The organism is Blastococcus sp. SYSU DS0541, assembly GCF_054050875.1.
Map to the genome: position 1 here is coordinate 325,035 of NZ_JBJHAD010000002.1, position 20,097 is coordinate 345,131.

General features: G+C 75.8%; 24 protein-coding genes. 19 read left to right on the forward strand and 5 right to left on the reverse strand.

Annotated features, from left to right (window positions below; all coding sequences use genetic code 11):
• The first annotated feature begins 82 nt into the window (after positions 1-82).
• The 4 genes from ACI794_RS04035 to truA all read left to right on the forward strand — a co-directional run bounded on the left by ACI794_RS04035 (position 83) and on the right by truA (position 3,202).
• A complete protein-coding gene (locus tag ACI794_RS04035; protein WP_456579656.1) occupies positions 83-1,159 on the forward strand; it encodes a DNA-directed RNA polymerase subunit alpha in 1,077 nt (358 codons plus the stop codon).
• A gap of 186 nt (positions 1,160-1,345) precedes the next feature.
• Positions 1,346-1,957, forward strand: coding sequence for a 50S ribosomal protein L17 (rplQ, locus tag ACI794_RS04040; protein WP_456615701.1), 612 nt, complete (start codon positions 1,346-1,348; stop codon positions 1,955-1,957).
• Positions 1,954-2,328: a hypothetical protein gene (locus ACI794_RS04045; protein WP_456602569.1), complete on the forward strand. Its 375-nt coding sequence runs from the start codon at positions 1,954-1,956 to the stop codon at positions 2,326-2,328. Before rplQ ends, ACI794_RS04045 begins: the two co-directional genes overlap by 4 nt.
• Positions 2,329-2,407: 79 nt before the next feature.
• Positions 2,408-3,202 (forward strand): tRNA pseudouridine(38-40) synthase TruA, encoded by a 795-nt coding sequence (gene truA, locus ACI794_RS04050; protein ID WP_456602568.1) that lies wholly within the window; start codon positions 2,408-2,410, stop codon positions 3,200-3,202.
• A 25-nt stretch (positions 3,203-3,227) separates the two neighbouring features.
• Here the strand turns inward: truA and ACI794_RS04055 are convergent, their stop codons facing one another.
• On the reverse strand, positions 3,228-3,893 hold the full coding sequence (locus ACI794_RS04055) for an SDR family oxidoreductase (protein ID WP_456615702.1): 666 nt from the start codon (positions 3,891-3,893) through the stop codon (positions 3,228-3,230).
• Between the two features lie 10 nt (positions 3,894-3,903).
• Positions 3,904-4,494 carry a molybdenum cofactor guanylyltransferase gene (gene mobA, locus ACI794_RS04060; RefSeq protein ID WP_456615703.1) on the reverse strand — a complete coding sequence of 197 codons (591 nt, stop codon included), beginning with the start codon at positions 4,492-4,494 and terminating at the stop codon, positions 3,904-3,906.
• A 40-nt stretch (positions 4,495-4,534) separates the two neighbouring features.
• Here mobA and fdhD point away from each other — a divergent pair, with 40 nt between their 5' ends.
• Positions 4,535-5,371 carry a formate dehydrogenase accessory sulfurtransferase FdhD gene (fdhD, locus tag ACI794_RS04065; RefSeq protein WP_456602565.1) on the forward strand — a complete coding sequence of 279 codons (837 nt, stop codon included), beginning with the start codon at positions 4,535-4,537 and terminating at the stop codon, positions 5,369-5,371.
• Positions 5,372-5,503: 132 nt separating this feature from the next.
• Here the strand turns inward: fdhD and ACI794_RS04070 are convergent, their stop codons facing one another.
• The 3 genes from ACI794_RS04070 to moeA are packed head-to-tail and all read right to left on the reverse strand — an operon-like array spanning position 5,504 to position 7,673.
• On the reverse strand, positions 5,504-6,004 hold the full coding sequence (locus tag ACI794_RS04070; RefSeq protein ID WP_456615704.1) for a MogA/MoaB family molybdenum cofactor biosynthesis protein: 501 nt from the start codon (positions 6,002-6,004) through the stop codon (positions 5,504-5,506).
• The gene (gene moaC, locus ACI794_RS04075) at positions 6,001-6,474 is read right to left on the reverse strand and encodes a cyclic pyranopterin monophosphate synthase MoaC (protein ID WP_456615705.1); all 474 of its coding nucleotides are present in this window, start codon (positions 6,472-6,474) and stop codon (positions 6,001-6,003) included. The genes ACI794_RS04070 and moaC overlap by 4 nt, the downstream gene beginning before the upstream one ends.
• Positions 6,471-7,673: a molybdopterin molybdotransferase MoeA gene (gene moeA, locus ACI794_RS04080; RefSeq protein ID WP_456615706.1), complete on the reverse strand. Its 1,203-nt coding sequence runs from the start codon at positions 7,671-7,673 to the stop codon at positions 6,471-6,473. The genes moaC and moeA overlap by 4 nt, the downstream gene beginning before the upstream one ends.
• 61 nt (positions 7,674-7,734) lie before the next feature.
• On the opposite strand from moeA, the gene ACI794_RS04085 reads away from it, so the two are divergent.
• The 14 genes from ACI794_RS04085 to ACI794_RS04150 all read left to right on the forward strand — a co-directional run bounded on the left by ACI794_RS04085 (position 7,735) and on the right by ACI794_RS04150 (position 20,091).
• Positions 7,735-8,745 carry a PfkB family carbohydrate kinase gene (locus tag ACI794_RS04085; protein ID WP_456615707.1) on the forward strand — a complete coding sequence of 337 codons (1,011 nt, stop codon included), beginning with the start codon at positions 7,735-7,737 and terminating at the stop codon, positions 8,743-8,745.
• Complete coding sequence (locus tag ACI794_RS04090) at positions 8,738-9,247, forward strand: beta-class carbonic anhydrase (protein ID WP_456602560.1); 510 nt, start codon at positions 8,738-8,740, stop codon at positions 9,245-9,247. Before ACI794_RS04085 ends, ACI794_RS04090 begins: the two co-directional genes overlap by 8 nt.
• Positions 9,248-9,434: 187 nt before the next feature.
• A complete protein-coding gene (gene rplM, locus ACI794_RS04095) occupies positions 9,435-9,878 on the forward strand; it encodes a 50S ribosomal protein L13 (RefSeq protein ID WP_014377954.1) in 444 nt (147 codons plus the stop codon).
• The gene (gene rpsI, locus ACI794_RS04100) at positions 9,875-10,294 is read left to right on the forward strand and encodes a 30S ribosomal protein S9 (protein ID WP_456602559.1); all 420 of its coding nucleotides are present in this window, start codon (positions 9,875-9,877) and stop codon (positions 10,292-10,294) included. The genes rplM and rpsI overlap by 4 nt, the downstream gene beginning before the upstream one ends.
• 17 nt (positions 10,295-10,311) lie before the next feature.
• Positions 10,312-11,658, forward strand: coding sequence for a phosphoglucosamine mutase (gene glmM / locus ACI794_RS04105; RefSeq protein WP_456602558.1), 1,347 nt, complete (start codon positions 10,312-10,314; stop codon positions 11,656-11,658).
• A gap of 85 nt (positions 11,659-11,743) precedes the next feature.
• Complete coding sequence (gene glmS / locus ACI794_RS04110; protein WP_456615708.1) at positions 11,744-13,621, forward strand: glutamine--fructose-6-phosphate transaminase (isomerizing); 1,878 nt, start codon at positions 11,744-11,746, stop codon at positions 13,619-13,621.
• Between the two features lie 129 nt (positions 13,622-13,750).
• Positions 13,751-14,137: a holo-ACP synthase gene (locus ACI794_RS04115; protein WP_456579641.1), complete on the forward strand. Its 387-nt coding sequence runs from the start codon at positions 13,751-13,753 to the stop codon at positions 14,135-14,137.
• A gap of 16 nt (positions 14,138-14,153) precedes the next feature.
• Positions 14,154-15,638, forward strand: coding sequence for an NAD(P)H-hydrate dehydratase (locus ACI794_RS04120; protein ID WP_456615709.1), 1,485 nt, complete (start codon positions 14,154-14,156; stop codon positions 15,636-15,638).
• Positions 15,635-16,771 (forward strand): alanine racemase, encoded by a 1,137-nt coding sequence (gene alr / locus ACI794_RS04125; RefSeq protein ID WP_456579639.1) that lies wholly within the window; start codon positions 15,635-15,637, stop codon positions 16,769-16,771. The genes ACI794_RS04120 and alr overlap by 4 nt, the downstream gene beginning before the upstream one ends.
• A complete protein-coding gene (locus tag ACI794_RS04130; RefSeq protein ID WP_456602555.1) occupies positions 16,771-17,976 on the forward strand; it encodes an alpha/beta fold hydrolase in 1,206 nt (401 codons plus the stop codon). The genes alr and ACI794_RS04130 overlap by 1 nt, the downstream gene beginning before the upstream one ends.
• 44 nt (positions 17,977-18,020) lie before the next feature.
• Positions 18,021-18,659 carry a uracil-DNA glycosylase gene (locus ACI794_RS04135; protein WP_456615710.1) on the forward strand — a complete coding sequence of 213 codons (639 nt, stop codon included), beginning with the start codon at positions 18,021-18,023 and terminating at the stop codon, positions 18,657-18,659.
• Positions 18,656-19,108: a tRNA (adenosine(37)-N6)-threonylcarbamoyltransferase complex ATPase subunit type 1 TsaE gene (gene tsaE / locus ACI794_RS04140; RefSeq protein WP_456615711.1), complete on the forward strand. Its 453-nt coding sequence runs from the start codon at positions 18,656-18,658 to the stop codon at positions 19,106-19,108. Before ACI794_RS04135 ends, tsaE begins: the two co-directional genes overlap by 4 nt.
• Before the next feature lie 6 nt (positions 19,109-19,114).
• Complete coding sequence (locus ACI794_RS04145; protein WP_456615712.1) at positions 19,115-19,561, forward strand: GNAT family N-acetyltransferase; 447 nt, start codon at positions 19,115-19,117, stop codon at positions 19,559-19,561.
• The gene (locus tag ACI794_RS04150) at positions 19,558-20,091 is read left to right on the forward strand and encodes a GNAT family N-acetyltransferase (RefSeq protein ID WP_456615713.1); all 534 of its coding nucleotides are present in this window, start codon (positions 19,558-19,560) and stop codon (positions 20,089-20,091) included. Before ACI794_RS04145 ends, ACI794_RS04150 begins: the two co-directional genes overlap by 4 nt.
• The last annotated feature ends 6 nt before the right edge of the window (positions 20,092-20,097 follow it).

Below are 20,097 nucleotides of genomic sequence, written 5' to 3' on the forward strand. Positions count from 1 at the left end.
GGTGGACAGATGCCTGCGCGGAGCCAGCACCACCCTCACGGCGTCATATGGCGGGTGCCGGAGGATCTGGAGGAGAAACGCAATGCTCATCGCACAGCGCCCCACGCTGACCGAGGAGACCATCTCGGAGCAGCGCTCGCGGTTCGTCATCGAGCCGCTCGAGCCGGGCTTCGGCTACACCCTCGGCAACTCCCTGCGGCGCACGCTGCTGTCGTCCATCCCCGGTGCCGCTGTCACCAGCATCCGCATCGAGGGCACCCTGCACGAGTTCACCACCGTGCCGGGCGTCAAGGAGGACGTCACCGAGATCATCCTGAACCTCAAGAGCCTGGTGGTCAGCTCCGACTCCGACGAGCCGGTGACCATGTACCTGCGCAAGCAGGGCCCGGGTGAGGTCACGGCCGCGGACATCGCACCGCCGGCCGGGGTCGAGGTGCACAACCCCGAGCTGCACATCGCGACCCTCAACGGCAAGGGCCGCCTGGAGATCGAGCTGGTCGTCGAGCGCGGCCGCGGCTACGTGCCGGCCCCGCAGAACAAGCAGCCCGGCCAGGAGATCGGCCGCATCCCCGTCGACTCGATCTACTCGCCGGTCCTCAAGGTGACGTACGCCGTCGAGGCCACCCGTGTCGAGCAGCGCACCGACTTCGACCGCCTGGTGGTCGATGTCGAGACCAAGCCCTCCATTGCCCCGCGCGACGCCATCGCGTCGGCCGGGTCGACGCTGGTGGAGCTCTTCGGCCTGCTGCGCGAGCTGAACATCGACGCCGAGGGCATCGAGGTCGGGCCCAGCCCGGCCGAGGCCGCCGACATCGCGAACTTCTCGATGCCGATCGAGGACATGGACCTCACCGTCCGGTCCTACAACTGCCTGAAGCGCGAGGGCGTGCACACCGTCGGTGAGCTCGTCACCCGTTCCGAGGCCGACCTGCTGGACATCCGGAACTTCGGGGCCAAGTCGATCGACGAGGTCAAGATGAAGCTGGCCGCCATGGGTCTGGCCCTCAAGGACAGCCCGCCCGGGTTCATCCCCACCTCGATCGAGAGCTACGACGAGGGCTACGAGACCGACGCCTACCAGGGCACGGGCGAGTACGCCGCGGGTTACGACCAGGCGCAGTTCGACGACGGCTCCTACCAGGAGACCGAGCAGCTCTAGAAGGAACCCGTCCTGCCCACCCTTCGCACGCTCAGGGCGGGACCCGGGACGGGACCGGGCCGGGCGGCGGGGCGACCCGCCGTCCGGCACCGGTGCCCGACGCGCGACACTGAACGAGCACCACAGACGCTTTGCACCACGGATGCAGCCGGCAGCGAGCGCCCGGCCGCCTGAGGAAGGACCGACATGCCCACCCCCACCAAGGGCCCCCGTCTCGGCGGCTCCCCCGCGCACGAGCGGCTGATGCTGGCCAACCTGGCCACCTCGCTGTTCGAGCACGGGCGGATCACCACCACCGAGGCGAAGGCCAAGCGGCTGCGTCCGCTGGCCGAGAAGCTGGTGACCTTCGCCAAGCGCGGTGACCTGCACGCCCGTCGTCAGGTGATGACGACCATCCGTGACAAGGACGTCGTCCACACGCTCTTCGCCGAGATCGGTCCTCGCTACGAGAACCGCCCCGGTGGCTACACCCGCATCACCAAGGTCGGTCCGCGCAAGGGCGACAACGCTCCCATGGCGGTCATCGAGCTCGTCGAGGCCCTGACCGTCGGTCAGCAGGCCGTCGGCGAGGCAGAGCGGGCCCGCGGCACCCAGTTCGCCTCCGGCGCCGGCGCGGCCGCCGTCTCCGGTGAGGTCACCGCGGACGCGGTCGAGCCGACCGACGCGGTCGACAGCGCCGACTCGGTGGACAGCGCCGACTCGGTGGACAGCGTCGACTCGGCCGACAGCGCGGACACCCCGGAGGAGACCGTCGCCGAGGCGCCGGCCGCCGAGGACGAGGGCACGGACGCGCGATGAGCAACCCCGAGAACGTCGCCGGTGCGGGCGCGGCCGGCGTCTCCGCCGGTGGCGGCGACCAGGGCGCCACGTTCGAGGGTGAGACCACCGGTCCCGGCGGCGACACCTCGCCTGCCGTAACCGACGGCAGCGTGACCGACGAGGCGCAGGAGGTCGTCACTGACCTCTACAACCCCGACGGCGAGCGCCAGGACGACGGCGCCGTGACGCCGGAGCCGCAGCGGGAGAACGCCGTGGTCGTCGACGACCCGGTCCTCTCGCCCGAGGTGGCCCGCGCCGCCGCGGCCGAGGTCGAGGCCGCCGAGCTCGGCGACGCCGCCACCGCCGGCCAGCAGTACCAGGGCGGCGACTCCGCGCCCGACCCGAAGTGACCGGCCGCTGACCACGCAGCAGCCGCAGGACGAGCCCGTCACCGATTCCGGTGGCGGGCTCGTCCGTCTCCGCCTGGCGGTGCAGTACGACGGGACCGGCTTCCACGGGTGGGCGCGTCAGCCGGCGGTGCGGACCGTCCAGGACGAGCTCGAGCGCGGCCTGGCCACGGTGCTGCGCCGGGACGTGGACCTGACGGTCGCCGGCCGCACGGACGCCGGCGTGCACGCCACCGGTCAGGTCGTGCACTGCGACGTGCCGCGGGAGCTGTGGACCGAGCAGTCGGCGAAGCTGGTCCGGCGGCTCCGCGGCGTGCTGCCACCGGACGTCGTCGTCCGTTCGGTCACCGAGGCGCACCCGGACTTCGACGCGCGGTTCGGCGCGCTGGCCCGTCACTACGCGTACCGGTTGACCGACGACCCGGCCGGCCCGCCGCCGCTGCGCCGCGCCGACACGGTGGCCTGGCCCCGACGGCTGGACGACGCGGCGATGGACCTCGCCGCGGGGTTGCTGCTCGGTGAGAACGACTTCGCCGCCTACTGCAGGCGGCGCGAGGGGGCGACGACCATCCGCACCCTGCTGCGGCTGACCGTCTCCCGGGTGGCGGAGGGCTCCGGCGTCGAGGTCGTCCGCATCGACGCCTCGGCCGACGCGTTCTGCCACTCGATGGTGCGCAGCCTCGTCGGCGCCCTCGTCGCGGTCGGTGAGGGCCGGCGCCCGCTCGACTGGCCGGCCGGCCTGCTGCGTCTGTCCGAACGCGCCAGCGAGGTCCCGGTAGCGCCCGCCCACGGCCTGACGCTGCTCGCTGTCGACTACCCGGCCGACAGCGAGCTCGCCGCCCGCACCGGTGTGACCCGGGCCCGGCGGGGCGGCTGACGCCCGGTCCGGGGTGGGCAGCGGGTCAGGGCACCGCGGCGACCGCGTCCTCGATCGGCGTCCCACCGGCGACGAGCTCGACGACCGCGCCGTCGCGGGGGTGGTCCAGGAACTCCAGCAGCACGGCGGCGACGTCGTCGCGCGGGATGTCGCCCCGCTGGACGTGCCGTTCGAGGGTGACCCGGCCCGAGCCGGGGTCGTCGGTGAGCCCGCCCGGCCGCAGCACCGTGACCGCCAGCCCGGGCCGCGCCAGCAGGTCCTGCTCGGCGGCGAGCTTGGCCCGCAGGTAGGCGGCGAACACCTCGTCGAGCCCGTCCGGCGTGCCGCTGCCGGCCACCAGGTCGGTGCCCATCGAGGAGACCAGCAGGTAGGTGCGCACGCCCGCGCGCTCGGCGGCGTCGGCCAGCAGCACCGCGGCCCTCCGGTCCACGCTGTCCTTGCGGGCCGCCCCGCTGCCCGGGCCGGCGCCCGCGGCGAAGACGACGGCGTCGGCGCCCCGGACCACCTCGGCCACCTCCTCGACCGAGGCCGATTCGAGGTCGAGCACCACCGGCGTGGTGCCGTCGGCCTCCAGGTCGGCCCGGTGGTCGGGGTTGCGGACGAGGCCGACGACGGTGTCCCCGCGGCCGGACAGCAGACGGCCGAGGCGGCGGGCGACCTGCCCGTGGGCCCCGGCGAGGACGATGCGCATGCCGGTGGCCCTACCCGGCAGCCCCGCCGGCTACCGCCCGGGCCCGCGCCAGCTCCTCGGGGGTGTCGCAGTCCAGCCACGGCGCGGGCCGGCCGGGGGCGACCGGCGGGTGGAAGCGGTCGACGGCCAGCCCGGCCACCACCCGGTGCAGGGCCCGGGGTGCGGCCGGGTCCGCGACGGCCGCGCGCAGGGCGGCGGTGTCCCAGGCGCCCAGGAGGAACTGGTCGCGGCCGGTGTCGTCGACCACCAGCACCCCGTCGCGCCGCAGTCGTGCGCGCAACTGGGCGACCAGATCAGTAGTGAGGAACGGGAGGTCCGCGGCCAGGACGACGACGGCCGCCGTCCCCACCTGCTCCAGCCCGGCGCGCAGGGCGGCGACCGGCCCGGCGCCCGGCGGCGACTCGCGGGTGAGGACGACGTCGTGGGGGAGGTCCTGCGCCGGTCCGACGACGACGCGGCGTCGTGCGTCGGCCACCGCGTCCAGGACGGTGCCGAGCATCGTCCGGTTGCCCACGCGCAGCTGGGGCTTGACCTGCCCACCCAGTCGCTCGGCCCGGCCACCGGCCAGCACCACGGCCGAGTAGGGGGTCAGCGGGTCCACGCCGACACCGTAGGCGCGCGGCATGGGTACCGTCGCCCGCGTGGGACGAGTCACCAGCCGCACCCCCGTGCTGCGCATCCGCGGATCGCAGCACACCACCAGGCCGGACACGGTCGCCGCGGAGGAGCCGCTGGAGATCCGTCTGGGCGGCACCGCCCTGGCGATCACCATGCGCACGCCCGGCGACGACTTCGACCTGGTGCACGGGTTCCTCGCGACCGAGGGCGTGATCCGCGGCGCCGACGACGTCGCCGGCCTGCGCTACTGCGACTCCGTGGACGCCGACGGCCGCAACACCTACAACGTCGTCGACGTCGACCTCGCGCCCGGCGTGCCGCTGCCGGACACGGGCCTGGAGCGGAACTTCTACACGTCCAGCTCCTGCGGCGTCTGCGGCAAGGCCAGCATCGACGCCATCCGCACCAAGACCTCCTTCGACGTCGCCGCGGACGCCGTCGAGCTCCCCCTGGAGGTGCTGCTGGCGCTGCCCGACCGGCTCCGCGCCGCGCAGCAGGTGTTCGACAAGACCGGTGGGCTGCACGCCGCAGGCCTCTTCACCGCGGACGGGGAGCTGCTGGCCCTGCGCGAGGACGTCGGCCGGCACAACGCGGTGGACAAGGTGATCGGCGACGGCGTCCGCGAGGGCCGGCTCCCCCTGGCCGGGCAGGTGCTGATGGTGAGCGGCCGGGCCAGCTTCGAGCTCACCCAGAAGGCGGCGATGGCGGGGATCCCGGTGCTCGCGGCCGTGTCGGCGCCGTCGTCCCTGGCCGTGGAGCTGGCCCGCGAGGTCGGCATCACCCTCGTGGGCTTCCTCCGCGGTGACGGCTGCAACGTCTACACCCGCACGGAGCGCATCCAGCTGGCACCGGAGAACTGACGCGGCACCTGGCAGGAGCCGCCTGCGCGGCGGCGCCGCCGGACGGGGCCGGAGGCTCCTCCGGTGGTGTCCGGACTCGCTCAGCGCAGACCGGGGACGGCCGTTGGCCGCGGTGTCGTCCGGAGGACGACATCAGACATGGTCCCCGCCGCGGAGCTGGCTCACCACGTGCGGCAGCAGCGGGCCGAGGACGGCGAGTCCGTCCTTCACGCCGCCGGTGGACCCGGGCAGGTTGACGATCAGCGTGCGGGCGGCCGTGCCCGCCAGGCCGCGGGAGAGGACCGCCGTCGGCACGCCGTGCTCCGCCCCGTACCGCCGCACCGCCTCGGCGATCCCCGGTGCCTCGCGCTCGAGCACCGCACGGGTCGCCTCCGGGGTGACGTCGGTGGGGGAGAGGCCGGTGCCGCCCGTGGTCACCACCAGGTCCACCCCGAGGTCCACCGCGTTGCGGAGCACGGCCTCGAGCTCCGCGACTTCGTCGGGGCGCACGTGCGGCCCCTCGACGGCGAAGCCGAGCTCCCGCAGCCCCGCGGCGAGCGCCTGGCCGCTGCGGTCCTCGTAGACGCCGGCGGCGGCCCGGTTCGAGGCGGTGAGGACGACGGCCCGCGCGCCGGCCGGCAGTGCGGCGGTCACCGGGTCCACTCCCCGCTCTTGCCGCCGGACTTGCGCAGCAGCCGGACGTCGGTGATCGCCGCCCGCGGGTCGACCGCCTTCACCATGTCGATCATCGTCAGCCCGGCCACGGCGACCGCGGTGAGCGCCTCCATCTCCACCCCGGTGCGGTCGGCGGTGCGCGCGGTGGCGGTGATCTCGACGGCGTCGTCGGTGACCTGGAGGTCGACCGTGACCCCGTGCAGCGCGATCGGGTGGCACAGCGGCACGAGATCCGACGTCCGCTTGGCCCCGGCGATGCCGGCGATGCGCGCCACGGCCACGGCGTCGCCCTTGGGCACCCCCTCGCCCCGCAGCAGGGCGACGACCTCGGGAGCCACCAGCACCCGGCCGGCGGCGGTGGCCTCGCGGGCGGTGACGGCCTTGGCGGAGACGTCGACCATCCGGGCGGCGCCGGACTCGTCGACGTGGGTGAGACGCGGCTCGCTCACTGGAGTGCTCCCTCGATCAGCACGACGTCCACGGAGGCGCCGGCGGGCAGTTCGGTGACGTCCTCGGGGACGACGACCAGGCAGTTGGCCCGAGCGAGGTGGGCGACCAGGTGCGAGCCGGGCCCGCCGACCTGGGAGACCTCACCGCCGTCGTAGCGGCCCCGCAGGAACTGGCGGCGCCCCGCGGGCGAGCGCAGCGGGCCGGAGAGCCGGGCGGGCGCCCGCAGGCGGTCGGGTGCGGTGTGGCCGAGGGCGCGGCGCAGCGCCGGGCGGACGAAGACCTCGAAGGAGACGAAGGCGCTCACCGGGTTGCCGGGCAGGGTGACCACGGGGACGCCGTCGACCGTGCCGGCGCCCTGTGGGCCGCCCGGCTGCATCGCGACCTTGCCGAACTCGACCGTGCCGAGCGTGCGGAAGGCGTCCTTGACCACCTCGTAGGCGCCGGCGCTCACCCCGCCGCTGGTGATCAGCAGGTCCGCGGAGGCCACCTCGGCGCGCACGGTGGCGAGGAACTGGTCGACGTCGTCGGGCACGAAGTGCAGCCGCCGCGGGATGCCGCCGGCCTCCTCCACGGCGGCGGCCAGCAGCGCCGAGTTGGACTCGTAGATCTGGCCGCGCGCCAGTGGCTGCCCCGGCGCGACCAGCTCGCTGCCGGTGGAGAGAACCAGCACCCGCGGACGGCGCCGGACGAGCAGCTCCGAGACGCCGACCGCCGCGGCCAGACCGAGCTGGGCGGCGCCGAGCGGGGCGCCGGCGGAGAGCGCCACCGTGCCGGCGGCGATGTCCTCGCCGGCTCCCCGCAGATGGCTGCCGACCGCCGGGCGGTCCCGGATCTCGACGACGTCGGTGCCGCCGTCGGTGAGCTCCACCGGGACGACGACGTCGGCTCCCGGGGGGAGCGGGGCCCCGGTCATGATGCGGTGGACGGTGCCCGGCGCCAGCGGGACGACGTCGGTGCGGCCGGCGGGGATGTCCTCGGCCACCGGCAGCCGCACCGGGCCGCCGTCGGCGCCGGCGAGCTCGGCCCAGCGACCGGCGTAGCCGTCCATCGCCGAGTTGTCGAAGCCCGGCAACGGCACCTCGGCGACGACGTCGCGCGCCAGCACCCGTCCGTGCGCCTCGGCCAGCGGCACGGTCTCCCCGGGCAGGGCGGGCAGCAGGGCGTTCACGACCGCCTGGTGTTCCTCGACCGTGCGCACGGGGCACATCCTCGCCCATCGCCGCGTGCCCGACACCGGCGGTGGCCGGGGAGGTGCAGGCATGGCAGCGGTCGTGGTGCTGGGGCAGGTCGGCCGGGACCTGGTGCTCCGGCTCCCGGCGGTGCCCGGTCCCGGGGGCGCGGCCTCCGCCACCGGCCGCCGGGAGCTGCTCGGCGGGAAGGGCGCCAACCAGGCGGTCGCGCTCGCGCAGCTGGGCGTCCCGGTCGCACTGGTCGGCGTCGTCGGGGACGACGCCGCGGGGCGGGACGCGCTGGCGCAGGCCGCCGCCGACGGCATCGGCGTCTCGGGCGTCGTCACCCGGCCGGGCGCGACGACCGCCCTCCTGCTCGACCTGGTCGAGGACGGCGGCCGACGACGGCTGGTGGAGGACGTGCCGCCCGCGGTGCTGCTCACCCCCGCCGACGTGGCCGCCGCGGGCGCGCTGATCGCGGGCTGCCGGGTGCTGAGCCTCCAGCTCCAGCAGCCGGGCGTGGCCGTGCGCGCGGCCCTGGAACGGGCCCCCGCGACGGCGCTCGTGGTGGCCGACGGCGCCCCGGAGGACGCGGCCACCCGGGAAGCGGTGCTCGGGCGCGCGGACGTCGTCCGGGCCGACGCCGCCGAGGCCGAGCTCCTGGTGGGGCACCCGCTGTCCGGACCCGACGACGCCCGCGACGCCGCCGCACGGCTCCTGGCGGCCGGGCCCCGGCTGGTGGCCCTGGCCTCCGGCGAGGAGGGCGACCTGGTGGCGTGGCGCGCCGGCCCGGCTCCCGGGGTGGCGGCGGGCGTGGGGGAGGTCGACCCGGGGTGGGCCGACGGCGAGGTGCTGGTGCCGCACCTCGGCGCGGCGCCGGTCGACCCGACCGGGGCCGGGGACGTGTGGGTCGCGGCGCTCGTCACCGCGCTGCTCGGCGGGGGCGGGCCCGACGAGGCGGCGTGGCTCGGCGCAGCCGCGGCGGCGGGAACGGTGGCGCACGCCGGGGGACGGCCGGAGCTGGACGCGGCGGCGCTGGCCGCGGTGGTCGCCCGGGAGCGCGGCCGGCGGCCGGTCCGGTTATCGTCCGGTCGTGGCTGAGATCGACCGGATGCTCGAGGCGAACGCGGAGTGGGCGGAGCGGTTCCCCGGCAGCAAGCCGGTGGCCCCGGCGCGCAAGGTCGCCGTCGTGGCCTGCATGGACTCCCGGATGCCGCTGTTCCCGCTCCTGGGCCTGGAGGTCGGTGACGCGCACGTCATCCGCAACGCCGGTGGCGTCGTCACCGAGGACACCGTGCGGTCGCTGACGATCTCGCAGCACCTGCTCGGCACCCGCGAGATCGTGCTGGTCCACCACACCGACTGCGGGCTGCAGAAGAGCAACGACGTCGACTTCGCCGACCTGGTGGAGCGGGCCACCGGTCGCCGGCCGCCGTGGTCGGCGCGCACCTTCACCGACGTCGACGCCGACGTGCGGGAGTCGATGCGGCTGCTCCGCGACTGCCCCTACCTCGTCTCCCACGAGGTTCGGGGGACGGTCTACGACGTCGACAGCGGGCGCCTGCGCGAAATCAAGGACCCTGCTGCCCCCCACCGCTCGTAAACTCGCGGCGGGCCCCTGCAGCAGGGCCGAGGTCGTCGCTCGCCAGGGGCGATGAGGGTCGAGTTCTCCAGCTGGTATCGTGCTCGGTTGGCGCGCGTGCCGGCTGGTGCCGCGCGTGCAGATCCGTCTCCCGTGCTCGGCGAGGCGATCCCACCAGCCATCCCGACGACGACGGAGGACGCGCGCCGTGCGCACGTACACCCCCAAGCCCGGCGAGGTCGCCCGGGCCTGGCACGTCATCGACGCCACCGATGTGGTGCTCGGTCGACTGGCCAGCCAGACCGCGCAGCTCCTGCGCGGCAAGCACAAGCCCCAGTACGCCCCGCACGTGGACGTCGGCGACTTCGTCGTCATCGTCAACGCCGGCAAGGTCGCCCTGACCGGGTCGAAGCGGGACGACAAGGTGGCCTACCGGCACTCCGGTCACCCGGGTGGCCTCAAGACCATCAACGTGGGCGACCAGCTGCGCACGCACCCCGACCGCGTCATCGAGCGCGCCATCAAGGGCATGCTCCCGCACAACACGCTCGGTCGGCAGATGCTGAAGAAGCTCAAGGTCTACGCAGGCCCCGAGCACCCGCACGCTGCGCAGCAGCCCCAGACCTACGAGATCAAGCAGGTGGCCCAGTGACCAGCGCACTGACCGTGACCGACGCCGACGGGCGTCCGGTGCAGACCGTCGGCCGACGCAAGGAGGCCGTCGTCCGCGTGCGGCTGCTCCCCGGCACCGGCCAGTTCAAGCTCAACGGCCGCACCCTCGAGGAGTACTTCCCGAACAAGGTGCACCAGCAGCTCATCCGCGAGCCGTTCGTGACCCTCGAGAAGGCCGAGCAGTACGACGTCGTGGGCATCCTCAAGGGTGGCGGCGTCACCGGGCAGGCCGGCGCGCTGCGCCTGGCCATCGCCCGCGCCCTCATCGAGGTCGAGGCCGAGGACCGCCCGGCCCTCAAGAAGGCCGGCTTCCTGACCCGTGACCCGCGGGTCAAGGAGCGCAAGAAGTACGGCCTCAAGAAGGCCCGCAAGGCGCCTCAGTACTCCAAGCGCTGACCGGCCCGGCGTCGTCCATGGGGGGGAGACTCTTCGGGACCGACGGCGTCCGGGGTCGGGCCAACTCCGACCTCACGCCGGAGTTGGCCCTCTCGGTGGCACGTGCCGCCGCAGGCGTGCTCGCCGACCGCGACGGGACCTCGCGTCCCGTCGCGGTCGTCGGCCGCGACCCCCGCGCCAGCGGGGAGATGCTCGAGGCCGCGGTCGTCGCGGGCCTCACGAGCGCCGGAGCCGAGGTGCTCCTCGCCGGGGTCGTGCCGACCCCGGCTCTCGCCTACCTCACCGGCCGCAGCGGCGCCGATCTCGGCGTCATGATCTCGGCCAGCCACAACCCGATGCCCGACAACGGCATCAAGCTCTTCAGCCGGGGCGGCCACAAGCTGCCCGACGCCGTCGAGGCCGCCATCGAGCGGACCGTCACCTCCGGTTCCTCGGACGGGCACCGCCCCACCGGCAGCTCCATCGGCCGCGTCCGCGCGCTCACCGACGGCTCGGACGCCTACGTCGAGCACCTGCTCTCGACCGTCAGCCGGCCCCTCACCGGGGTCTCCGTCGTCGTGGACGCCGCGCACGGCGCGGCCGCGGCCGCCGCACCCGAGGTGTACCGGCGGGCCGGGGCGACGGTGCACGCCATCGGCTGCGAGCCCGACGGCTGGAACATCAACGACGGCGTCGGGTCCACGCACCTCGGGCCGCTGGCCGAGGCCGTCCGGGCGCGCGGCGCCGACATCGGCCTGGCCCACGACGGGGACGCCGACCGCTGCCTCGCGGTCACGGCCGACGGCGAGGTCGTCGACGGCGACGCGATCCTCGCGATCTGCGCGCTGGACCTGCACGAACGTGGTGCGCTGAAGGCCGACACCGTCGTCGCGACGGTCATGAGCAACCTCGGCTTCCACCACACGATGCGCGACGCCGGCATCTCCGTCAGCACGACGGCCGTCGGCGACCGCTACGTGCTGGAGGCGCTGCGGGCGCAGGACCTCAGCCTCGGCGGCGAGCAGAGCGGGCACCTGGTCTTCCTCGAGCACGCCACCACCGGCGACGGGCTGCTCACCGGCCTGGCGCTGCTCGCCCGCATGGCCGGCACCCAGGCCTCGCTCGCGGAGCTCGCCTCCGTGGTGCAGCGGCTGCCGCAGGTCCTGGTCAACGTCCCGGTCTCCGACCGCCTCGCCGTCGCCGCCAGCGACGAGGTCGCCGCCGCCGTCAACGCGGTCGAGGCCGAGCTCGGCGACAGCGGCCGGGTCCTGCTGCGGCCGTCGGGCACCGAGCAGCTGGTCCGCGTCATGGTCGAGGCGCCCACGCAGGAGCAGGCCGACGCGGTCGCCCAGCGCCTCGCCGGGGTCGTCGCCGCGGTCGGCTGAACCCGGCCCGGCGTCTCACCCGTCGGGGCCGCCCCGACCCGCGCGTGGGGACGGGCGGGCGCCCGGCCCCGGTACTCTCGGTCCAATGTGCGGCATCGTGGGATACGTCGGCCCCCAGGACGCTCCGGGCGTCGTCCTCGAGGGTCTGCGCCGGCTCGAGTACCGCGGCTACGACTCCGCGGGCATCGCCGTCGTCGCCGACGGCTCGCTGAGCTCGGCGAAGAAGGCGGGCAAGCTCGCCAACCTGGAGAAGGTGCTGGCCGACCAGCCGCTCCCGGCCGCGACGATCGGCATCGGGCACACCCGCTGGGCGACCCACGGCGGCCCCACCGACCGGAACGCCCACCCGCACGTGTCCACGGACGGCTCCGTCGCCGTCATCCACAACGGCATCATCGAGAACTTCGCCTCGCTGCGGGCCGAGTGCGAGGGCTCCGGCGTGGAGTTCGCCTCGGAGACCGACACGGAGGTGGTGGCCCACCTGCTGGCCGCGGTCTACGCGACCACCCCCGAGGGGCCCGGCCGGCTCGCCGAGGCGATGCGCGGGGTCTGCCAGCGCCTCGAGGGCGCGTTCACCCTCGTCGCCACGCACGTCGCGGAGCCCGACACCCTGGTCGCCGCCCGGCGCAGCAGCCCGCTGGTGGTCGGCATCGGGGAGACGGCCGACGGCACCCCCGAGTACTTCCTGGGCTCCGACGTCGCCGCGTTCATCGGGCACACCAAGGAGGCCCGCGAGCTCGGGCAGGACCAGGTGGTCGAGATCGACCGCACCCGTGGGCTCACGGTCACCGGCTTCGACGGCACCCCGGCCGAGCCCACCGCCTACACCGTCGACTGGGACGCCGCCGCCGCCGAGAAGGGCGGCTACGACTGGTTCATGCTCAAGGAGATCGCCGAGCAGCCCCAGGCGATCGCCGACACCCTGCTGGGCCGGCTGGGCGAGGACGGCGAGCTCGTGCTCGACGAGGTCCGCCTGTCGGACCAGGAGCTCCGCGACATCGACAAAATCTTCGTCGTCTCCTGCGGCACCAGCTACCACGCGGGCCTGATCGCCAAGTACGCCATCGAGCACTGGACCCGGATCCCCGTCGAGGTCGAGGTCGCCAGCGAGTTCCGCTACCGCGACCCCGTGCTGGACCGCTCCACGCTGGTGGTCGTCATCAGCCAGTCGGGCGAGACGATGGACACCCTGATGGCGCTCCGCCACGCGAAGGACCAGAAGGCCCGCGTGCTGGCGATCTGCAACGCCAACGGCTCGACCATCCCGCGGGAGTCAGACGCCGTCCTCTACACCCACGCCGGCCCAGAGATCGCCGTCGCCTCGACCAAGGCGTTCCTCGCCCAGGTCGTCGCCTGCTACCTGGTCGGGCTCTTCCTCGCCCAGGTGCGCGGCGTGAAGTACGAGGACGAGATCGCCGCGATCGTCGACGACCTGCGGCAGCTGCCCGGCGCCGTCGAGCAGGTGCTCGAGCAGATGGAGCCGGTGCGGGCGCTGGGCCGCTCGCTGGCCGACGCGGGCACCATCCTCTTCCTGGGCCGCCACGTCGGGTTCCCGGTGGCGCTCGAGGGCGCGCTGAAGCTCAAGGAGCTCGCCTACATCCACGCCGAGGGCTTCGCGGCCGGCGAGCTCAAGCACGGGCCGATCGCCGTCGTCGACCAGGGCACCCCGGTCGTCGTCATCGTGCCCTCGCCGCGCAGCCGCAACTCGGTGCACGGCAAGGTCGTCTCCAACATCCAGGAGGTCCGGGCCCGCGGGGCGCGCACGATCGTGATCGCCGAGGAGGGCGACGAGGACGTCGTGCCCTTCGCCGACGAGCTCATCCGGGTGCCGCGCACGCCGACGCTCATGGCCCCGGTCGTGACGACGGTGCCCCTGCAGGTCCTCGCCTGCGAGATCGCCGACACCCGCGGGTACGACGTCGACCAGCCGCGCAACCTGGCCAAGTCCGTCACCGTCGAGTAGCCCGTCCCGCGCCGGGATCAGGTGCCCTGATCATGGCGCGTCCCCCCGCACGGCAGGCGGTGAGGGAGGACGCGCTGCGGTGAGGGAGGACGGCGGGCGCCCGGGACGACGGCGCGGCAGACTGGCCCGGTGATCATCGGGGTGGGGATCGACGTCGTGCCGGTGGACCGCTTCGCGCGGTCGCTCACCCGGACGCCGGGGCTGCGCGACCGGCTCTTCACGGCCGAGGAGCAGCGCACGCCGTCGGGCACCCCGCGCACCGGGGAGTCGCTGGCCGCCCGGTTCGCCGCCAAGGAGGCGCTGGCCAAGGCGCTCGGCGCACCCGGTGACCTGCTGTGGCACGACGCCGAGGTGACGGTCGGAGCGCACGGGAGGCCCCACCTGGCCGTCCGCGGGTCGGTGGCCGGGCGGGCCGCCCAGCTGGGGGTCACCTCCTGGCACGTCTCGCTGAGCCACGACGGCGGCATCGCCTCGGCGGTGGTCGTCGCCGAGGGGCTGACCCGGGAGGCGACATGACCGAGTTCGCGAGGTCATGCAGGGGCAGAGCATCGTGATCGACCTGCACACCGCCGCCGACGTCCGGGCGGCCGAGGCGCCGCTCCTGGTCGAGCTGCCCGACGGCGCGCTGATGCAGCGCGCCGCCGCGGGGCTGGCGACCGTCTCCCTGCGGTTGCTGGGTCGCCCCTACGGCGCCCGCGTGACCCTCCTCGTGGGTACGGGCGACAACGGGGGCGACGCCCTCTTCGCCGGCGCCCGGCTCGCCGCCCGGGGAGTGCGTGCCACCGCGGTCCTGCTCGCCCCGGACCGCGCGCACCCGGCGGGGCTCGCCGCCTTCACGCGGGCCGGTGGGCGCACGGTCGCGCCCGATGCGGCCGGCCCGCTGCTCGACCGGTCCGACCTCGTGCTCGACGGGATCGTCGGCCTCGGCGGCTCCGGCGGGCTGCGCGAGCCGGCCGCCGGGCTGGTCGAGCGAGCGGCGCGGGGTCCGGCGCTGATGGTCGCCGTCGACCTGCCCAGCGGGGTGGACGCAGACTCGGGCGCGGTCGCCGGTGCGGCGTTCCCGGCGACGCACACGGTCACCTTCGGGGCCGTCAAGCCGGGCCTGGTGGCCGGCGCCGGGCGGGGCTACGCCGGCCGGGTCCACCTGGTCGACATCGGGCTGGGCCCGCACCTGCCGGCGCCGGCGGCCCGGCAGCTGACCGACGCCGACGTCGCCGCCCGCTTGCCGCTCCCGGACCCCGACGACGACAAGTACTCGCAGGGGGTCGTCGGCGTCGTCGCCGGCTCGGCCACCTACCCGGGGGCCGGCGTGCTCTGCACCGGGGCGGCGGTGCGCACCCGGCCCGGGCTGGTGCGCTACGCAGGGACGGCGGCCGACGGCGTCCGCGCGGCGTGGCCGGAGGTGATCGTCACCGACGGCCGGCCGGGGGACGCCGGCCGCGTGCAGGCGTGGGTGGTCGGACCGGGGATGGGCACCGGCGACGACGCCCGAAGCGTGCTGGCCGAGGTGCTCGCCACGGACCTGCCGGTGCTGGTCGACGCCGACGGGCTGACCCTGCTGGCCCGCGAGCCGGAGCTGGTGCGCGGCCGGTCCGCGCCCACCGTGCTCACCCCCCACGACCGCGAGTTCGCCCGCTTCGGCACCGAGCCGGGGGACGACCGGATCGGGGCCACCCGCCGGCTGGCCGCCGACCTGGGGGCGGTCGTCCTCCTGAAGGGCGACGCCACCGTGGTCGCCGATCCGGACGGCACCGCCTACGTCAACGGCACCGGCACCCCCTGGCTGGCCACCGCCGGCACCGGCGACGTCCTCTCCGGGATCGGCGGGGCGCTGCTCCCCGCCGACCTGCCCGCCGTCGAGGCGGCGGCGGTGGCCGCGCACCTGCACGGGCGGGCGGGGCAGGTCGCCGCGGCGCGCGGACCGTTCGTCGCCGGGGACGTCGTCCGACACCTGCCGGAGGCGGTCGCGCGGGTGCGCGGTACGCCGCCGGACGGCCTGCCAGACTCGGGGGCGTGACGAACGGGACCGGGGCCGAGGTGGTCGTCGACCTCGACGCGATCGCGGCGAACACCGCGGTGCTGCGGGAGCGGGTGGGCCGGCCGCTGATGGCGGTCGTCAAGGCCGACGGGTACGGGCACGGGCTGGTGCCCGCGGCGCGGGCCGCGCTGGCCGGCGGGGCCGACCAGCTCGGCGTGGCCGTGGTGAGCGAGGCGCTGGCCCTGCGGGCCGCCGGCGTCACCGCGCCCGTGCTGGCCTGGCTGAACGGCCCGGGCGCCGACGTCGCCGCGGCGCTGACCGCCGACGTCGAGGTGTCGGTCAACGCCGCGTGGGGCCTGGCCGAGGTGGTGGCCGCGGCGCGGGCGACCGGCCGCACCGCCCGGCTGCACCTGTTCGTCGACACCGGGCTCTCCCGGGAGGGCGCCCCCGTCGCCGAGTGGCCGGGCCTCGTCGCGGCAGCGGCCCGGGCGCAGGCCGACGGCGACGTCGTCGTCACCGGGCTGTGGAGCCACCTCGCCTACGCCGACGCCCCGACCCACCCCACCATCGGCGCGCAGGTGCGGGTGTTCGAGGAGGCGGTCGCGGTCGCCCGGGCGGCGGGGCTCACCGACGCCCGCCGGCACCTGGCCAACTCGGCGGCGACGGTCGCGCTGCCCGGCACCTGGTACGACATGGTGCGCCCGGGCGTCGCCGTCTACGGGCTGGACCCCCTCGGCGGGGACGCCGCCGACCACGGGCTGCGGCCGGCGATGACCGTCCGCGCCCGGGTCGCGCTGACCAAGCGCGTCCCCGCCGGCGAGGGGGTCTCCTACGGGCACACCTACGCGACCGCCGGCGAGACCACGCTGGCCCTGGTGCCCGCCGGCTACGCCGACGGGGTGCCGCGTGCCGGGGGCAACTGCGCACCCGTGCTGGCGGCCGGGAAGCAGCGGACGATCGCCGGCCGGGTGTGCATGGACCAGTTCGTCCTGGACGTCGGCGACGACCCGATCGCCGCCGGCGACGAGGTGGTCCTCTGGGGCCCCGGCGACGGGGGCGAGCCGACCGCGCAGCAGTGGGCCGACGCCGTCGGCACGATCCACTACGAGCTGGTCACCCGCATCGGCGGTCGCTTCGCCCGCCGGTACGTCGGGTCGGCGGGGGCGGTCTGATGCCCCGCACGCGCCCCCAGCCGCCCCGCCGCCCGCGCGAGCACCCCACGGCCCGCGCCGCCGGTGTGGTCGGTGCCGTCGTCGGGTTGGCCGCCGCCGGCACCGCCGCCGGCGTCGCGCTCAGCCGGGTGGCCGCCCGCCGGGTGCGCGCCGCCGAGCTGGGGCCGGTGGGCGACGTGGCGACGGCGCTGGCCGAGAGCCGGCTGCGCCAGGCCGACCCGCTGGGCACCGAGGCCCGGCCGGCCGACCGCACCGCACTGGTGCAGGCCGACGACGGCGTGCTCCTCTCCGTCGAGGAGATCGGTCCGCGGGACGCACCCCTGACCGTGGTCTTCGTGCACGGCTACACCCTCTCGATGGCGTCGTGGGCGTTCCAGCGCCGCGTCCTGGGCGCGCAGCTCGCCACCGGGAACGGGCACCGGCCGCAGGCCCGCCTGGTCTTCTACGACCAGCGTGGCCACGGCTCGTCGGGCCGCGGCATGCCGGAGCACTCCACCATCGACCAGCTGGCCCGCGACCTGCTCGCGGTGCTGGACGCCCGGGCCCCCCGCGGGCCGGTGGTCCTGGTCGGGCACTCCATGGGCGGCATGACGGTCATGGGGCTGGCCGCGCTGCGGCCCGAGCTGTTCGGCACCCGGGTGCGGGGGGCCGCCCTGCTCTCCACCTCCAGCGGCAACCTCGCCGAGCTGAGCTTCGGGCTGCCCGAGATGCTCACCCGGGTACGCGCCGCGGTGCTGCCGGTCGCCGCGTGGACGATGCGGCACCGGCCGTCGTTCGCCGAGCGCACCCGCCGGGTCGCCGCGGACCTGGTGTCGGCGGCGACGAAGGCGCTCTCGTTCGGCTCGTCGGACGTCGACCCGACGCTGGTGCGCTACGTCGACGCGATGATCGCCGGCACGCCGGTCGACGTCATCGCGGAGTTCTACCCCGCGCTGGCGGGCCTGGACGAGACCGGCCGGCTCGAGCCGCTGTGCCGGGTGCCCACCTTGGTGCTCACCGGCGACCGGGACAGGATGATCCCCGCGGAGCACAGCGAGCTCATCGTCGAACGGCTGGCGCAGACCGGCGAGAACGCCGTCGAGTACGTCGTCGTGCCCGGCGCCGGGCACATGGTCCCCCTCGAGTCGCCCGACGAGGTCAGCCGCGCGCTCACCGGCCTGATCCGCCGCGTCGCCGCGTCGATCGGCGTCGGCGCGACGAGCTGACCCGGTCCCCGGAGCCGGTGGGCCGCCGCGGTTAGGGTGCGGGGGTGGCCGCTCCCCGCCCGCCCCGGCTCGACGCCGCCGCCGACGAGGTGGCCCGCGCCGCGGCGGCCGCTCCGGACTGGGCGACCCTCACGGAGACCGCCCGTGCCTGCGTCGCCTGCCCCGAGCTGGCCACCGCGCGCCGGCACGTCGTCGTCGGCGACGTGCCGCTCACCGGCCGGCCGCGGTTCGTGCTCGTGGGGGAAGCGCCCGGGGCGACCGAGGACGACACCGGCCGGCCCTTCGTCGGCAGGTCGGGGGCGCTGCTGGACCAGCTGCTGGCGGAGGCCGGTCTGGACCGCGGGCAGGCCGCGGTGCTCAACGTGGTCAAGTGCCGGCCGCCCGCCAACCGCACCCCGAAGGCGCCGGAGGTGGCGCGCTGCAGCGGCTGGCTGCGCCGTCAGCTGGAGCTCCTGGGCAGCCCCGTCGTCGTGGCTCTCGGCCTCTCCTCGGCCAAGTTCTTCCTCGGCCCGCGCACCGTCCTCGCCGCCGTCCGCGGCCGCCCGCACGAGGTCGACGGCCGCGCCGTGTGGGCCACCTACCACCCGTCGGCCGCCATCCGGTTCGGCCCGAACGGCGCACCCCGCGCCGGGCTGCTGGCCGACCTGACCGCCGTCGCCGGGTCGCTGGAGGAGGCCGCGTGAAGCGCGAGCACGTGCTGCCCGACCCCGCCGACACCCGCGCCCTGGGCGAGGCGCTGGCCGCGCTCGCCCGGCCCGGCGACCTGGTGGTGCTGGTCGGCCCGCTGGGCGCGGGCAAGACCGCGCTCACCCAGGGCATCGGCGCGGGCCTCGGCGTCCGGGAGCCGGTCACCTCGCCGACGTTCGTCATCGCGCGGGTGCACCGGGGTGGTCGCATCCCGCTGGTGCACGTGGACGCCTACCGGCTCGGGGGCCACGCCGACGTCGACGACCTCGACCTCGACGCCTCCACCGACGAGTCGGTGACGGTCGTCGAGTGGGGGCAGGGGCTGGTCGAGCAGCTGGCCGACGAGCACCTGGAGGTGCGGCTGGGCCGGCGCGACGACGACGTCCGCACCGCCGTGCTGGTGCCGCACGGCCCGGGGTGGACCGCCCGGCTCGACGGGAGCTGAGGCGCCGTGACCCCTCCCGGCACGTCGCCGGCGCCGTACCGCACGGTCGTGGCCGGCGGGCGCCCCGAGCTGGACCAGCGGTTGTCGGCCGAGCTCGACGCGCACAACGCCGCCGCCACCGAGGGGGTGGCGCCGGCGCGGGAGCTGACCGTCCAGGTCCTCGACGCCTCGGGTGAGCTCGTGGCCGGGCTGAGCGGCTGGACGTGGGGCGTGGCCGCGGGCATCGGCATGACCTGGGTGCGCGCGGGTTCGCGCGGCGAGGGCCTGGGTTCCCGCCTGCTGGCGGGCTTCGAGGAGGAGGCGCGGGCGCGGGGGTGCACCCACGTGTTCGTCACCTCGTTCAGCTTCCAGGCGCCGGGCTTCTACGAGCGGCACGGCTACCGGGAGATCTTCCGCTGGGAGGGCGTGCCCACGCCCGGCGCCGCCGACGTGCACCTCCGGAAAGAACTGTGAGCCCGGACCTGCCCGTCGTGCGGCTCGTCCCGCTGGGTCCGGCGGCGCTGCGCGCGCTCGCAGACGGCGACCTCGCCGCGGCCGAGGCGGCGGCGCCGGTGCCCCTGAGCCCGTACCTCGCCGGTGCCGAGTGCCGCTGGGTGTGGGCCGTCCGGGCCGAGCAGGTGGTCGCCGATCCGGGCAGCGCCCGCTGGATCACCCGTGTGGTCCACGACCCCGAGCGGGGCCTGGCGGTGGGCCGGGCCGGCTTCCACGGGCCACCGGACGCCGCCGGCATGGTCGAGGTCGGCTACTCCACCGACCCCCTGCACCGGCGGCAGGGGTACGCCCGGGCGGCGCTGCGCGCGCTCCTGGCGTGGGCGGCCGAGGAGCCCGCCGTCACCACGGTGCGCGCGTCGGTCGCGCCGGCGAACACCGCCTCCCGCGACCTCGTGCTCGCCGAGGGGTTCGTCGTCGTGGGGGAGCAGGTCGACGAGGAGGACGGCCTGGAGATCGTCTACGAGGTGGCCGCCGGCACTCGCCTACGCTGAGCGGTC